This window comes from Nostoc sp., assembly GCF_036917375.1.
GTDB lineage: Bacteria > Cyanobacteriota > Cyanobacteriia > Cyanobacteriales > Nostocaceae > Nostoc.
The window spans coordinates 129006-144962 of sequence record NZ_JBALDN010000056.1; the positions used below are offsets into that span (position 1 = coordinate 129006).

Genomic DNA, 15957 nt, shown 5'->3' on the forward strand with positions numbered 1-15957 from the left:
TTATATTAGATATCATTGTGATCGAGAATACATAATCGAGAATACGGAAAATCTAATTACTTTTGGAGATTAGATATTTCTATCTTAAGACGGTCATGGCAATAGTAAAGAAATGTAAAAATTAAATTAAGACAAATTGTCATATTTACCGGAAAATATATTGATTAGGTATGAGTGGAAATAGCCCCCTAGAGATTTCTCGCGCTTTGGTGGCGGCATTCTCAACGCAAATGTTCCGCTATTACGAAGACCGCATTCCCCAGGATGCGAGCGTCTTGGTAGTCAGCAATCACCGCAGCTTTATGGATGCACTGATTTTAATGGCGGCGTTATCGAGTCCGATTCGTTTTGCTTGCCATCACTACATGGGACAAGTTCCAGTCATGCGAGAGATTGTCACCGGTCAATTGGGGTGTTTTCCCTTGGAAGATACTCAAAACCGCCAGCAAAGCTTTTTTTCGCAGTCACAGGTGCTATTGCAGTCTAAGCAGATGGTGGGAGTATTTCCAGAAGGGACTGCACCAATGGTGAAATTTACTCAGCCAAACCAGGTGGGTGAGTTTCAGCGGGGATTTGCCCATTTAGCATTGCGAGCGAATGTGCAGGATTTAGCTATTTTGCCGATCGCGATCGCTTCCTTAGAAGAAGTCAACACCAATGGCTTCCCATTAAGACTTTTAAGTGTATTCGACCCTTCAGAACCCTTATTTAATCAAAATGGTTGGCATCCCTTGGTAATTTATCGTCGAGTTGCGGTGTTAATCGGTCGTCCTTATTGGATTACGCCCCAACATCATAAAAAATATCATGGCAAACACGCCAGAACTGTTGTGGCTGAACTGACAGAACACTGTCAGGGCGAAATTAGCAATTTACTGCGTCAAGGTTGCTATTAGAGCCATTCGATTTTGGACTTTCCTGCGGAACGCTACGCGTAGCTTGCTTCTTTGAAGGAGTACGGCTTTGCTCAGTCGAACAATTTTGGATTGTTATTAATGACTTTCAATGTTTGCTCTAAAAGGACATTTGTTTTAGGTAAGAAGCACCGAACTTTACTTGAAAGCAACAATCAACAGTACAAAAGTTTTATACCATTGACCAATGACCAATGACTAATGACTAATGACCAATGACTATCACAGAAGTTGAGCTAAACCCTTGTTTTCTAACTCCTAAACGAGTACAGCCAGAGTATCCGCTATTGGTGTATTTGCCAGGAATGGATGGAACTGGTCAACTATTGCGATCGCAAACCGCAGGATTAGAAACTGGCTTTGATGTGCGCTCTTTGGCCCTCCCTCGGAAAGACCTTAACACTTGGGATGCCCTAACTAAGAGTGTATTGGACTTGATCGACGCCGAATTAGAAAAAAGCTCTCAGAGGCCAGTTTACTTGTGTGGCGAGTCCTTTGGTGGTTGCTTGGCAATGAAAGTGGCGATCCAAGCACCCGATTTATTTAAGCGAATCATCCTAATTAACCCAGCTTCGTCCTTTCATCTTCGCCCTTGGTTAAGTTGGGCATCCCAGCTAACTTACTTGGTACCAACAGGATTATATGATATTGGCGCACTAGGCTTGTTGCCATTTTTAGCATCTTTGTCACGCATTTCTCGGAGCGATCGCCACGATTTGCTAAAAACGATGCGTTCTGTCCCAGCAGAAACCGTTCTTTGGCGGTTGTCTTTATTGCGAGAGTTTGATGTTGATGAGGAAAAGTTAAGGCGTTTAACTCAACCAGTTTTGCTGATTGCTGGTGCTAGCGATCGCCTTTTGCCTTCTGTAAGCGAAGTCAACCGGATAGGGAAAATCTTACCAAATAACAAGATTGTAGTGTTACCCCATTGTGGACACGCTTGTTTGCTAGAGCAAGATACTAATCTCTATGAAATTCTTAAAGATAATGACTTTTTAGAAAGTAAAACTGATACAAATAGAGTTAAAAAGTAAAAAGTTTCATACACATAAATTCATGCGGTTCACAACCATTCTTTCTTTTGCTTTTTAACTTTTGCCTAGTTCGGTGAGAAGATAGGGAAATCTAATATCTCATCACCTTCAAACAATACTTGCGTCCTCAAAGACGTTAACCATGTATTTTTGGAGACTTTCAAATGGTTGCTCTCCAAGACTTCCTTGGACAAGAATTAGACAAATTGAATGAAGAACAACTTAAACAAGTTAGTGATTTTATTGCCTTCCTTAAATTCCGTAGCAGATAATATTAGCTGGCAAATAGATAAAAATGAAGAAAGGGAAATGGGAAAGGGTAAAGGGAACCAGTAACTTAAAAGCAGGGGTTTCAAATATAGATACCGCTAAGTTATCGCACTACGTGCCTTAAAAATCTTCTTTTTTATTCTCCATATTTAAAAATAGGGGCTTCATACCAAGAAGGGAAAAAGTTCTTTGTGTATTGCCCTTTACCCTTTTCCCCTTCCCCTTTTCCCTTCTTAGTCATCCATCTTATGTCTATAGTTAAAGCTCAGAATAATTCCTATTTGCTCTGACGAATTGTACTTATCGAGAGATGTCAAAGCCACTCAAACTTCGCTACAACCAAAAGAGAGAGGCTTTACAAGATGGTGTCAAGCAATGGCAGACAAACCCCAAAAAATAGAGGTGAATAAATTAGTTAATTCACCCAGAGAAACTTCAGAAGTAAAAATTCAGGCTCAATCATCAATAGAAAATGAACCGTCTGTATTAGAGTCTTTTGTTGAAACTGTTATTCAGACTGGACAAGCAGTTTTAGATACAGCAGTAGGGGTGGGAGAAGCAACGGCAAAAGAAACACATAAGTTTATTGAGCAAACAACTCAAACCAGCGGTCAGGTTGTGAATCGCCTCAGCGAAAATTGGCTGATTAGAAAACTATCTGGAGTATTAAATCTTAATTGGCTAATTACTGATAATAACCTTGTTGATTTGGAAAAAGCAGAAGCGGCGGTAAACAAGCTTAAAAAACAGTATCCAAATGAATCACCTAGCCAGATAGCTCACCGAATCATGGTGGAAAAAGCAACTCAAGCAGGGACAGTCGGATTAGCCACTAGTATTTTGCCAGGAATAGCAGTTGCATTGTTGGCAATTGATTTAACAGCCACAACAAAATTGCAGTCAGAAATGCTTTATCAAATTGCATCTGTCTACGGGCTAGATTTAAAAGATCCTGCTCGTAAAGGTGAAATTTTAGCAATTTTTGGGTTGGCTTTGGGTGGAGGGCGTTTGTTGAAAGCTGCGGGATTAGGCTTGCTGCGAAATGTGCCCTTGGCGGGTGCAGTGATTGGAGCTAGTTCAAATGCGACGATGATCTATTCATTGGGGTATGCTGCTTGTAGATTTTACGAAACCAAGCTGGATGAATCCACTTCCTTAGCATCGCCACAGACATTAGCAACATTAAAAGCCGAAAGTGAAAAGTATCTAGAAAGTGCGATCGCTCAAGAAGCCGTCATGGATCAAATCTTAGTTCACATGATTTTGGCTAGCCATCCAGATAAGACTTTGGAAGAAATTTTGCCAGAATTACAAGCTGTAAAACTCAGTCCTACCTCGTTGGATGCCATTGCCCAAAATATCAAATCACCTAAGTCTTTAAATATACTGCTCAATCAGCTGAATCGTGATTTTGCTATACCCTTGCTCGTTCAGTGTGAAAAAATTGCCCAGCTTGACAATAAGACTACACCACTTGAGCAAGAAATAATCGCAGCGATCGCCAGCAAATTTGACATTGACCCAAATAAAATTGGGGTAGTATAGGCAATACTGTTCGGTTAAGCATTTTTAACTTGAAATTGGGTTTGGGGAAAAGGTTAAGGGGTAAAGGTTAAAGGTTTTTCTTTTCCCTTTTCCCCTTAACCGAAAGGTATTGGGGGTATAGGGCATTGGGCATGGGGCAGGAAATATAAAGAGTATAGTGGATAACTTCATTAACGAGTAGCAAAGACTCATTAACGGAGTTCTGAGGTGGATTAACGAGGATCGAAGACTCATTAACGGAGTTCTGAGGTGGATTAATGAGGATCAAAGACTCGTTAACGGAGTTCTGAGGTGGATTCACGAGGATCGAAGACTCGTTAACGGAGTTCTGAGGTGGATTGACGAGGATCAAAGACTCGTTAACGGAGTTCTGAGGTGGATTAATGAGGATCAAAGACTCGTTAACGGAGTTCTGAGGTGGATTAATGAGTATCAAAGACTCGTTAACGGAGTTCTGAGGTGGATTAATGAGTATCAAAGACTCGTTAACGGAGTTCTGAGGTGGATTAATGAGGATCAAAGACTCGTTAACGGAGTTCTGAGGTGGATTCACGAGGAGCGAAGACTCATTAGACTTCTTGGCATTTGTCGGGAAAAGGGGAAAGGGGAAGGGGAAAAGGTTCTGTATTGTCCCTTTCCCCTTTAACCTTTACCCTTTTCCCCAAGAGTGCAAAAAGCACTTTTGCAAGAGGTCTATTAATGAGTACTATTTATACTAACTGGCTAAGTTATGGCTACTGACCCCTTCTTACCCATGCCCAATACCCACTCCCCTCACCATGAAACCAGAATTTTGAGCAATACTGGTACAAGAAGGAATATTTACGCAAAATCCCAAAATGAAAATTCAACCTAGTGATAAGCCTTTACTAGAGTGGGCAGGCGATAGTTTGGCAATTGGATTATTTGAAGATGCAGTAGAGTTAACCGGAGAACTAGCTACTTTAGATCAAAAGTTTTCTGGGGTATTAAAAGAACTGATTACTGAAGAAGAATTTAAAGGTAAAGCCAACAGCACAATCTTCACCCGTGTAAATGCTGGTAGCCCAGTGCGGAAATTGATTTTGGTCGGTTTAGGTAAACCAGATGCACTAAAACTAGATACTCTGCGTCGCGCTGCTGCGGCTGTAGCCAGGGTAGGAAAAAAGCAGAAAAGCAAAATTCTGGGTTTTAGTTTTCCATTATGGAACAACGATCCAGCAGCCAGTGCCCAAGCGATCGCAGAAGGTGTGGAATTAGCACTTTACCAAGATATTCGCTTTAAATCCGAACCAGAAGATAAAGGTTCACAAATAGAAAGTGTAGATTTACTGGGTTTCAGTGGACAAGAACCTGCCATTACCCGCGCCAATCAAATTGTTTCTGGGGTAAATTTGGCACGGCAATTAGTGGCAGCACCAGCCAACGCAGTCACACCAATTACCTTAGCCGAAACTGCTCAAGCGATCGCCAAGGAATACGGTTTACAACTAGAAATTCTGGAACGAGAAGATTGTGAAAAGTTGGGTATGGGTGCATTTTTGGGAGTAGCCCTAGCTTCCGACTTGCCACCGAAATTCATTCACTTAACTTACAAGCCAGAAGGTACACCCAAAAAGAAATTAGCAATTATTGGTAAAGGTTTAACCTTCGACTCCGGCGGACTTAACATTAAAGGTGCTGGTAGCGGCATCGAAACCATGAAAATTGACATGGGGGGTGCAGCTGCCACCTTGGGCGCAGCCAAAGCAATTGCTCAAATTAAGCCAGATTCGGAAGTTCACTTCATCTCAGCAGCGACCGAAAACATGATTAGCGGTCACGCCATGCACCCTGGAGACGTTCTCACAGCATCAAATGGCAAAACAATTGAAGTCAACAACACTGATGCAGAAGGACGTTTGACCTTAGCAGATGCTTTGGTGTATGCCGACAAATTGGGCTTAGATGCGATCGTTGATTTAGCCACCCTGACTGGTGCCAACGTCATTGCCTTGGGTGAAGATATTGCTGGTTTGTACACTCCCGATGAAGCTGTCGCTTCCCAAATTGAAAAAGCTGCTCAAACTTCGGGAGAAAAGATTTGGCGGATGCCAATGGAAGAAAAATATTTTGAAGGGTTAAAGTCTGGTATAGCGGACATGAAAAATACAGGGCCGCGTCCAGGTGGTGCAATCACCGCAGCCCTTTTCCTCAAGCAATTTGTCAAACAAACCCCTTGGGCGCACATAGATATTGCCGGCCCAGTGTGGACAGATAAAGAAAATGGCTACAACAGCGCAGGGGCAACTGGCTACGGCGTTCGGACGCTAGTTGATTGGGTGCTGGGAAGCGGGGAATAGGAGTAAGGGAGCAGGGGAGAAGTTGCAGTAAGTTTTTCCCCTCTGCCCCTCTGCCCCTCTGCCTCTTGTACCCAATGCCCAATACTCAACAATTCGTGCTATCTTGAGCTTGCCAGTAAAAATTGTTGCAATAGTAACAGAATTAATTTGGCGGTCAGAAAATTAAGCTTTTTCGGGCATTGCCATCTGGTAAAATTTGTAAGGTTTCTAGAAGCTGTGAGCAATGGGATCGACTCGCGTACGGATCGCAATTGACGCAATGGGAGGGGATCATGCACCCGGTGAAATCGTTGCTGGCGCATTGCGAGCAAGAGAAGAATTGGGTGTAGATGTATTGTTAGTTGGCGATCCCCAACAAATAGAAGCTGCCTTGCCATCAAAAACAAGTTTAGGGCAGGTGGAGATCGTGACTGCTGAAGAAGCGATCGCAATGGATGAGGAGCCTCTAAATGCAGTTAGACGCAAACGCAAGGCTTCTATCAATGTGGCGATGGATTTAGTCAAGCAGCAAAAGGCAGATGCCGTATTTTCTGCGGGTCACTCTGGAGCCGCTATGGCATCAGCTTTGCTCCGCTTAGGACGATTGCCAGGAATCGATCGCCCAGCGATCGGGACAGTTTTTCCCACAATTATTGCTGGTAAGCCAGTGCTGGTACTTGATGTTGGCGCAAATGTAGATTGTCGCCCCAAGTTTTTAGAGCAGTTTGGCGTTATGGGATCGGCTTACAGTAAGTATGTCTTGGGTACAGCTGAACCGAAAGTGGGTTTGCTGAATATCGGTGAAGAAGACTCCAAAGGCAATGATGCAGCCGTCCGCGCCCACCAACTGCTACGCGAAAATTCTCAAATTAATTTTATTGGCAATGCTGAAGGGCGTGATGTGCTTTCCGGTCGCTTTGATGTAATTGTCTGCGATGGCTTTGTAGGCAATGTATTGTTAAAATTTGCCGAAGCCGTTGGAGAAGTGATTCTGCAAATTCTGCGGGAAGAATTACCCCAAGGATTGCACGGTCAAATCGGTTCCGCACTCTTAAAACCCAACTTGAAGCGGATTAAGCAGCGAATGGATCACGCAGAACATGGTGGTGCTTTGCTCTTAGGCGTGGCGGGAGTCTGTTTTATCGGTCACGGTAGCTCCCAAGCACCTTCAATTTTTAATGCAATTCGCATGGCAAAAGAAGCTGTTGACAACGAGGTGATACAACGAATTCAGTCCCAATATATCCTAGAGCGCGAGAGCGGTTAGTCATTGGTCATTAGTCATTAGTCATTAGTCATTGGTCATTCGTCATTCGTCATTTGTAAAGGACAACTGACAACTGACAAAGGACAACTGACATAGACGCCCGGAGGGCGGCTTCCCGAAGGGTAGGACAATTGACAAAGGACAAAGGACAAAAGACAAAAAGCTGATAGCTTGGGAGATTAAGAGTGCAAAACTTAGGCGTAGCAATCACCGGAAGCGGCTCGGCAGTACCAGCAACTTCCCTACACAACGAGACATTGAGCGAACTAGTTGAAACATCAGATGAGTGGATCGCGACAAGAACGGGAATTCGTCAGCGTCGATTAGCTCTGCCATCTGAGTCCTTGAGTGCACTCGCTACTGCCGCCAGCAGTCAGGCGATCGCATCTGCGGGAATTAAACCAGAAGACCTAGACCTGATTCTGCTAGCGACTTCTACCCCTGATGATTTGTTTGGTACTGCTTGTCAAGTACAGGCTAAATTGGGAGCTACCAACGCAGTCGCCTTTGACTTGACCGCTGCCTGCTCCGGCTTTGTGTTTGGTTTGGTTACAGCAGCCCAATACATTAGAACTGGCGCCTATAGAAACGTACTATTGATCGGGGCAGATATACTCTCTCGCTGGGTAGATTGGGAAGATCGTCGGACTTGTGTATTGTTTGGTGATGGAGCCGGGGCAGTGGTGTTACAGGCTGCCAAAAGCGATCGCTTATTAGGATTTGCACTTAAAAGTGATGGTACGCAAAACCATTACCTCAACCTTGCTTATACAGGTATTTCCCAAGAACTGGTGACTGATGTAAATATCACCAAAGGCACTTACCAACCGATTACGATGAACGGCAAAGAAGTCTACCGCTTTGCCGTGCAAAAAGTGCCAGAAATAATTGATAAAGCCTTGTTTCAAGCCAACATCAGCGTTGACCAGATAGATTGGCTGATATTGCATCAAGCCAATCAGCGGATTATCGATGCCGTTGCCCAACGCTTGAATATCCCAGAACATAAAGTTATCAGTAATCTCGCCCAGTATGGCAATACCTCAGCTGCTTCCATCCCCTTAGCTTTAGATGAAGCAGTACGACAAGGTAAAATTAAATCCAATGACATCGTTGCGACATCCGGCTTTGGTGCCGGTCTTACCTGGGGCGCAGCAATCTTTCAATGGGGAAGATAATATATTGTCCTTTGTCATTAGTCCTTTGTCCTTTGTTATTCACTAATGACCAACGACAAATGACCAATGACAAATGACCAATGACCACTGACTATTGACAAATGACAAAAACTGCATGGGTGTTTCCCGGACAAGGTTCCCAAACGCTGGGAATGGGAATGGATTTACTAGATATACCGTCTGCTAAAGACAAGCTTGCCAAAGCTGAGGATATTTTGGGTTGGTCTGTAACTGAAATTTGTCAAACTCAAGAAGAGAAGTTATCACAGACGCTGTATACTCAGCCAAGTCTTTATGCGATCGAAAGCATCCTTGCTGACCTGCTTCGAGAACGAGGATATCAGCCAGATTTAGTTGCTGGCCACAGTTTGGGAGAATACACTGCTCTTTATGTAGCGGGTGTCTTTGAGTGGTCGGCTGGTTTATATTTGGTGAAGCGTCGTGCAGAACTTATGGATAGTTCCGTCGGTGGGATGATGGCGGCTTTGATGAACTTTGACCGCGAACAGTTAGAAAAAGTCATTGCTCAAACGCCTGATGTGGTGATAGCAAATGATAATAGTTCGGCTCAGGTGGTAATTTCAGGTACGACTGAGGCTGTACAAGCGGTGATGACTCAAGTTAAAGCAAAGCGTGCTATTCCCTTAAAAGTTTCTGGAGCATTTCATTCACATTTAATAGCACCAGCAGCAACGGAATTCCAAGACATTTTAGAATCTGTGGAATTTCAACCCGCGATTGTGCCAGTGGTGTCTAATGTCGAACCAATTCCGTCCATTGATGCTGAGATTTTAAAGCAACGCCTGAACAAACAAATGACTGGTTCTGTAAGATGGCGAGAAATTTGTCTGCAATTACCAGCTAACGGTATCGAGCGAGTAGTAGAAATTGGTCCTGGTAAAGTACTAACTGGCTTAGTTAAACGTAATAGCCCTGATTTAATATTAGAAAACATCCAAAGTGCTGCTGATTTACCCGTTTAACTTTTTTAGATTATTGAAAAATGTAGTAATCCTTGCTTTCAGGGATTACTCAGAGTAATAACAATACTTCTAAATTTTTGAAAGAGCACTTTTTATTAAGGATTTGTCTAACTTGGGTAAGCATGAAGTGGCAGAGATAAGTATTGAGGCTGAAGATTTACTGAAAGTCCCTATGGATGTGCAGACGGATATACATACTACATCGGTAGCTGGATCGCAAATTCAGTACCTTCGCCTGGTCTAGAATCTACCTCAATTACTCCGCCATGTTTTTCTACAACAATTTGACGAGCGATCGCTAATCCTAACCCCGTACCTTTACCCACGCCTTTGGTAGTAAATAAGTGGTCAAAAATCTTTTCTTTCACTTCTTCATTGATTCCCTGACCATTATCCGCGATCGCAATTTTCACGCTTTCATTGTCTACTGAGGTTTTAATTGTAATTCGGTTGGGATTGTCTTTAATTTCCTCAAAAGTCCGTCCTGTATTTGATTCATCTAGCGCATCAATAGCATTGGCGATAATATTCATAAATACTTGATTTAATTGCCCAGGAAAACATTCAACCTGAGGTAAATTACCGTAATCAGTTACCACTTTAATTTCTGGACGTTCTTCATTAGCTTTCAAACGATGTTTGAGAATTAGAATCGTGCTGTCGATACCTTCGTGAATATTAAATGGCACTTTGTAATCTCGATCGGTACGGGAGAAAGAGCGAAGACTGGTGCTGATATTGCGGAGGCGATCGCACGCCATCGTCATAGAATCAATTATCTTGGGTAAGTCTGATAAACTATAATTTAAGTCAATATCTTCAGCATGATATTTGATTTCATCGCTGGGATTTGGTATACTTTCTTGATATAGTTTTAAGTGTTCAATAATATCTGCAATAGTGGGTTTAGCTTGTTGGAGACTGGCAGCAATAAAGCCCAAAGGATTGTTCATTTCATGAGCTACCCCAGCAACCAAATTACCCAATGCAGACATTTTCTCACTTTGGACAACTTGTAATTGTGCTTGTTGTAAGTCTTGTAATGCTTGCCCAGCTTGTTGATATAGCCGAGCATTCTCTAGAGATATTGCAGCTTGAGATGAAAGAAGGTTAATTACGCTGAGGCGATCGCTATTGAAAACTCCTTGAGTTAACCTATTTTCTAGGTAGAGAATTCCTAGCAAATGTCCTTGATTAATAATCGGGATACACAATACACTTTGAGGTTGATATTCCAACATATATTTCCCAATTAAACCAGGGATATCTGTTTTACAATTGTCAATAACAATTGTTTGTTGGGTATTTTTTACATAATGAATAATATTTACAGGAATGTCTTGACAATTGTCTAGCAATTGTGATTGTGAAATAGTTTGTATTTCCTTATGCTTAACAAAGGTAATTGCTTGTACTTGCCAAGTATCTTCTTTGGGAAGAACCAGTACAGCTTTTTTTGCACCAGAGTTTTCTAAGATAATACGAGTAAGACTGGCAATGAGTTGATCTAATTCCAGAGAACTGGAAATAGCTTGAGCCGCTTTGAGGACAGAGGTAAAATCTAGAACATCAAAAATACTAGTGCTACCAGTGCTACTCGTGCGAGTAGATGAGGAAGTCCCACGAAAAGCAATGGTTTCTAAGGGATTGAGGTTGATTCGTTGCTGTTGCAGGATAGGTTGGAGTAGCTGGGAATAGCGCTTTTCTAAATCCTCCACTTTGGTTTTTGCACCCCAACGAGCGTAGCAATAGTATGCTTCTTGCATATATGCTTGAGCGACTTTTTCTTTACCCCAGTCGAGATAGAATTTGGCTGCTAATTCATTGCTAAGTGCTTCTTCTTGGATATAGCCGTTGGCTTTAGCGAGGGAGATGGCGCGATCGTAATATTCCATCGCCTTGAGCTTATCTCCCGTTACTCGTGCTGTTTCTGCCTCAACTAAGTCATATTTGTGCTGAAAATTAACAGGAGCATAGCCAGCCCAGTAGTGCATAAGTTTTTGGTTGGTAACTACCCGATCTAGCCAACATTCTTGCCGATCCTGTTGGCGATCGCAGCTAGAATACTTTGCAAGTAAGCACAAAGAGTAGTAAAAGTTATGTGCCACAACTAACAGTAGACCAAAGGCTCCATCTACATATTCGGTGGCTTTTTCTGCATGGCTTGCAGCCTGTTCATACTGGTTAAAGGTATAAAGGATAGCTGTTTTGGCAACATAAATGGCAAATAGTGACTGATGATTATGGGTGTTATGAAAATGCGGCAGCATTTCTGTCTCATCAAAATTAATACCAGTCAGGTAATATTGGTGAGAAGATCGACCGAGTAAGTTTAAGGTGACTTGCCTCCAAATCTGGGCATAATCAACACAATGTTTTTGTTTGAGTTTTAAAAGTAGATCGATATATTTTGCTTGCCTTTCTTCAACAGCATCTAGAGTTTCTCCAACTAAGAATAAATGCGTACACTCAGCCATCATTGAATAGCTAGCGTGTTCGATATCTCCAACTTCTAACCCACACTGGATACTTTCCCGTAAAGCTATGAGTGTATTTCGGCCATGCTCCTTGTAAGCACAGATAAAAACACCAAAAATCATATAAATTTTTGAACTGATTTCTTTACTGTGGTATTGCTCTAATAGCTTTAAAGATATCTGACCTGAGTGATAACCTGTATCGATATCTCCGATTACAGCACATAGAAATACACCATAACTTCCATAGGCAAAAGCAGCCAAGGATGAATGTCCTTGTTCAAGACAAAGATGGAGCTTTGTTAATGCTACTGACGGAAACATATCCGGTTTGACATGATGAACAGGAGGTGTAATGCTAATCAGCAACCGCAATGCAGCCAAAGATTCCAGATTGGTCATTTCTGGAATATTAGCTAAGTTTGTTAAAGTTGGTAGTTGAGCTAAACGATTCTCCTGTTCTACATCAAGCGATATCAAAGGAATTTTTAACTGCTCCAGTGCTTTTAACCCTGTTTCAATAGCTTTAACTTGCCGATCTTGAGCAATATAAATCTGAACTTTCAGTTCATAAGCTTTAACCCTATCCAACATCTGCGTAGTTTGTTGCAAGATCGAGTCTGTCAGTTTGATAGCTTGTTCAAAGTTGGTGTTTAAGTATTCTGCTTTTGCTGCATCTTCATACAGCGCTAGGGTAAGATCGTACTGACTTTGCCAGCTATCTGTTGTTAGCAGTTCCATTCCCAGCGTTAGATAATCAATCGCAGCAGTGTAGGCAGTCGCAGCCATAGCTTTCCGTCCAGCTAACAGATTTAACCGAGCTATTTGCTCTCGTTGTGTCTGTTGAGTAATTAACCTTAACCCCAGGTTGAATTGACTAACAATTTGAAATATGTTCTCTTCTTGCTCGGTTGCAGAAATATTATTTAACAGTAGTTGTCCCAGTTTTAAGTGAGTAGTCTGTTTCTGATCTTCTGGAATCAAAGAATAAGCAGCTTGTTGGACGCGATCGTGTAAAAATTTATAGATGGGTACTTGGAAATTTGAATTGAAAGGCTTTGAATCAGAATCCTGTCCGCTATGTTGAAATAATTTATAAATATCACCAGTAGGTAAAATTAATCCTTCTTCTAAAGCCTTCCACAAATCAGCAGCAGTTTCGATTTCCGATGATTCCGAAACAACTGCCAAAGTAGCTAAATTAAACTGATTACCAATACAAGCAGCTAACTGCAAGATGTTTTGAGTTGATTGCGGCAGTCTTTGTATTTGAAATGCCATAAAGGCAACAACATCATCTGTAACCGCTTGCTGATTCACTTCTGCAATGTCACATTCCCAACAGCCTGACTCAAAGTTAAATTGAATCAGCTTATCTTGATATAATGCTTTGAGAAACTGTGTAGCGAAAAATGGATTGCCTTGAGTTTTCTGAAATATAAGTTGGGAAAGAGGCAACCCTAAATCCTCAGAACACTTAAGTGTGTCAGCAACTAACTGATTCACATGTCTTTGACTTAATGGTGCTAATGTAATCGTATTAATCGTTGCTTGTGTTTTTTGAATTTCACTCAAAGTCAACATTAACGGATGTGCTCTTTCGACTTCGTTATCACGGTATGCACCAATTAATAAAAGATGTCCTGTATCAGCCATTAATAACTGCATTAACTTCAATGATGCTGAATCTGCCCATTGTAAATCATCTAAAAACATCACTAATGGATGTTCTACACTGGTAAAGACTTGAGCAAACTTTTGGAATATTAAATTAAATCTGATTTGTGCTGCATTGCCTGATAATTCTGGAACTGATGGTTGTTGACCAATAATTTTTTCTAATTCCGGAATAAATTCAATAATTACTTGCCCATTTTTACCTACAGCTTCTAATATTTTGCTTTTCCATTGCTGAACTTTTGGATCGCTTTCTGTTAATAGTTGCTCTATTAAATCTCGAAATGCTTGCACCAATGCACTTAAAGGAATATTCCGTTGAAATTGGTCAAATTTCCCTTTGATAAAGTAACCACATTGGCGCACGATCGGTTTATGAACTTCGTTAATAACCGCAGTTTTCCCAATCCCTGAAAAACCAGCTACCAGCATCATTTCAGTTGCACCCACGCTAACTCGCTCAAATGCTTGGAGTAAGGTTTCTACTTCTGTTTCTCGTCCATAGAGTTTATCGGGGATAAGAAAGCGATCGCACACATCTCTTTGGGCAATTTCAAAGTTCTCAATCCTACCAGTTGTTTGAAGTTGAGTTAAGCAATTTTCTAAATCAAATTTAATTCCTAATACACTCTGATAGCGGTCTTCAGCATTTTTCGCCATCAGTTTCATCACGATATCACAGAGAACTTCAGGAACCTCTTCCCTATTTCCTAAAAGTGGTGGAAGTTTTGCAATATGACAATGAACTAACTCCATCACATCGTTTGATTGAAAGGGTAATTCTCCTGCAAGTAATTCATAGAAAGTGATACCTAAAGAATAAAAATCAGTCCGGTAGTCAATCCCCCGATTCATTCTTCCTGTCTGTTCTGGAGAAATATAAGCGAGTGTCCCTTCTAATACATTTAGACTCACCAGCGTTTGAGTTTCTCGTGGCAGTAAAGATGCAATACTAAAGTCAATTAATTTAACTTGTTTGGTTTCGGGATTAATTAGAATATTGGCGGGTTTGATATCTTTATGAATAATCCGTTCGCGGTAGAGTATATCTAAGGTATTGCACAGTGCGATCGCAATTCTTAAAAACTCTTGGAGAAAAGGGATATGTCGCCTCTGTACAGAGGTGAAATAATCTTTAAGAGAAATCCCGCCAAAATCTTCCATTACCAACACATAGCCATTCTGATACGATTCCAAGCTGTAGGTTTGGATGATTAGAGGTGAGTTTAAATTTTTAGCTATGGCGTACTGATTACGAAACGATAAGAGTTCGCTGAAACTCGGATAAGGATTTTTCAGCAATTTAATCACTACAGGTAAAGAGTCAGTTTCTCGATAACCACGATAAACCAGGGTTCGAGAACCGTTGTAGAGTTGTTCGCTAACCTTGTATCCAGGAATACTGACTGTAGTGAGAAACATACTGTTAAATTCTAAAGATTTCTAGATTTAGTGTTCCCAGATGGGTGAAGTAATTCATATCTATAGCTTTTTCGCGTTTGATCTGGGTGTTGCGATCGCGTATGCTAAATTCAGTTTGATTTGCATTATCTTCTGTGGACAAAAACCGCGAACCGTTGATCAGTCTGGCACTTTACCACGCCTTTAAATGGTCAGTCGTCAGCCCCATGCTTCACGCTTACTTTCGGGGCCAGATTTATGGTGCGGAAAATGTCCCCCAATCAGGGCCTCTATTAGTAGTAAGTAATCACGCTAGTTACTTTGACCCGCCGATTGTTTCTAATTGTGTACGTCGTCCAGTGGCGTACATGGCTAAAGAAGAGTTATTTAATATTCCCATTTTGGCGCAAGCGATTAAACTGTATGGTGCTTACCCAGTAAGTCGGGGAAATGCCGATCGCAATGCCATCCGTTCCGCCCTAGAATATCTCAATAAAGGTTGGGCTGTCGGTGTTTTCTTGCAAGGTACTCGCACCCCAGATGGTCGAATTACAGACCCCAAAAGAGGCGCACTACTGCTGGCGGCGAAAGCAAAAGCCCCAATATTACCAGTAAGTGTTTGGGGTACTGAGAAGATTTTACAAAAAGGCTCGTCCCTACCTCACGCAGTTCCCATCACCGTTAGAATTGGTAACTTGATTGATGCTCCTAGTTCCAGTAATAAAGAAGAATTGGAAACGTTGACACAAAAGTGTGCCAAAGTAATTAACGAAATGCATGATTTAGGACGATGAATCTAGAGATACTACAGATATATGCTTTAGGGAGGTAGCGATCGCTATTCGATTACTCTAATCTTAAACTTTATTCCTCTAGCAATAAAGTAAAGGAATTACAACTAATAACTCTCA

Annotated in this window: 9 protein-coding genes; 8 read left to right on the top strand and 1 reads right to left on the bottom strand. The window is 41.6% G+C overall.

Annotated elements, in window-relative coordinates:
* Nucleotides 1-170: 170 nt before the first annotated feature.
* The 7 genes from V7K45_RS14860 (at nucleotide 171) to fabD (ending at nucleotide 9491) form a co-directional block, all read left to right on the top strand.
* Nucleotides 171-896 (top strand): lysophospholipid acyltransferase family protein, encoded by a 726-nt coding sequence (locus V7K45_RS14860; protein ID WP_335004609.1) that lies wholly within the window; start codon nucleotides 171-173, stop codon nucleotides 894-896.
* Between the two features lie 233 nt (nucleotides 897-1129).
* Entirely contained in the window at nucleotides 1130-1948 is an 819-nt protein-coding gene (locus V7K45_RS14865) for an alpha/beta fold hydrolase (protein WP_335004611.1), read from the top strand.
* A gap of 645 nt (nucleotides 1949-2593) precedes the next feature.
* Nucleotides 2594-3763 carry an EcsC family protein gene (locus V7K45_RS14870; RefSeq protein WP_335004613.1) on the top strand — a complete coding sequence of 390 codons (1170 nt, stop codon included), beginning with the start codon at nucleotides 2594-2596 and terminating at the stop codon, nucleotides 3761-3763.
* Nucleotides 3764-4602: 839 nt separating this feature from the next.
* Nucleotides 4603-6084 carry a leucyl aminopeptidase gene (locus tag V7K45_RS14875; protein WP_335004615.1) on the top strand — a complete coding sequence of 494 codons (1482 nt, stop codon included), beginning with the start codon at nucleotides 4603-4605 and terminating at the stop codon, nucleotides 6082-6084.
* 223 nt (nucleotides 6085-6307) lie between these two features.
* On the top strand, nucleotides 6308-7330 hold the full coding sequence (plsX, locus tag V7K45_RS14880; protein ID WP_335004617.1) for a phosphate acyltransferase PlsX: 1023 nt from the start codon (nucleotides 6308-6310) through the stop codon (nucleotides 7328-7330).
* Between the two features lie 185 nt (nucleotides 7331-7515).
* The gene (locus tag V7K45_RS14885) at nucleotides 7516-8508 is read left to right on the top strand and encodes a beta-ketoacyl-ACP synthase 3 (protein WP_335004619.1); all 993 of its coding nucleotides are present in this window, start codon (nucleotides 7516-7518) and stop codon (nucleotides 8506-8508) included.
* Nucleotides 8509-8609: 101 nt separating this feature from the next.
* Nucleotides 8610-9491 (top strand): ACP S-malonyltransferase, encoded by an 882-nt coding sequence (gene fabD, locus V7K45_RS14890; RefSeq protein ID WP_335004621.1) that lies wholly within the window; start codon nucleotides 8610-8612, stop codon nucleotides 9489-9491.
* Between the two features lie 197 nt (nucleotides 9492-9688).
* On the opposite strand, the gene V7K45_RS14895 is transcribed toward fabD, so the two are convergent.
* Nucleotides 9689-15067 (bottom strand): ATP-binding sensor histidine kinase, encoded by a 5379-nt coding sequence (locus V7K45_RS14895; RefSeq protein ID WP_335004623.1) that lies wholly within the window; start codon nucleotides 15065-15067, stop codon nucleotides 9689-9691.
* A 134-nt stretch (nucleotides 15068-15201) separates the two neighbouring features.
* On the opposite strand from V7K45_RS14895, the gene V7K45_RS14900 reads away from it, so the two are divergent.
* Nucleotides 15202-15840: a lysophospholipid acyltransferase family protein gene (locus V7K45_RS14900; protein ID WP_335004625.1), complete on the top strand. Its 639-nt coding sequence runs from the start codon at nucleotides 15202-15204 to the stop codon at nucleotides 15838-15840.
* Nucleotides 15841-15957: the final 117 nt, after the last annotated feature.

Excerpts from the sequence above, each read along its gene's own strand:
- V7K45_RS14870 (WP_335004613.1), top strand. The coding sequence starts at position 2,594 with ATGGCAGACAAACCCCAAAAAATAGAGGTGAATAAATTAGTTAATTCA.
- V7K45_RS14875 (WP_335004615.1), top strand. The coding sequence starts at position 4,603 with ATGAAAATTCAACCTAGTGATAAGCCTTTACTAGAGTGGGCAGGCGAT.
- V7K45_RS14895 (WP_335004623.1), bottom strand. The coding sequence starts at position 15,067 with ATGTTTCTCACTACAGTCAGTATTCCTGGATACAAGGTTAGCGAACAA.
- V7K45_RS14865 (WP_335004611.1), top strand. The coding sequence starts at position 1,130 with ATGACTATCACAGAAGTTGAGCTAAACCCTTGTTTTCTAACTCCTAAA.
- fabD (WP_335004621.1), top strand. The coding sequence starts at position 8,610 with ATGACAAAAACTGCATGGGTGTTTCCCGGACAAGGTTCCCAAACGCTG.
- plsX (WP_335004617.1), top strand. The coding sequence starts at position 6,308 with ATGGGATCGACTCGCGTACGGATCGCAATTGACGCAATGGGAGGGGAT.
- V7K45_RS14860 (WP_335004609.1), top strand. The coding sequence starts at position 171 with ATGAGTGGAAATAGCCCCCTAGAGATTTCTCGCGCTTTGGTGGCGGCA.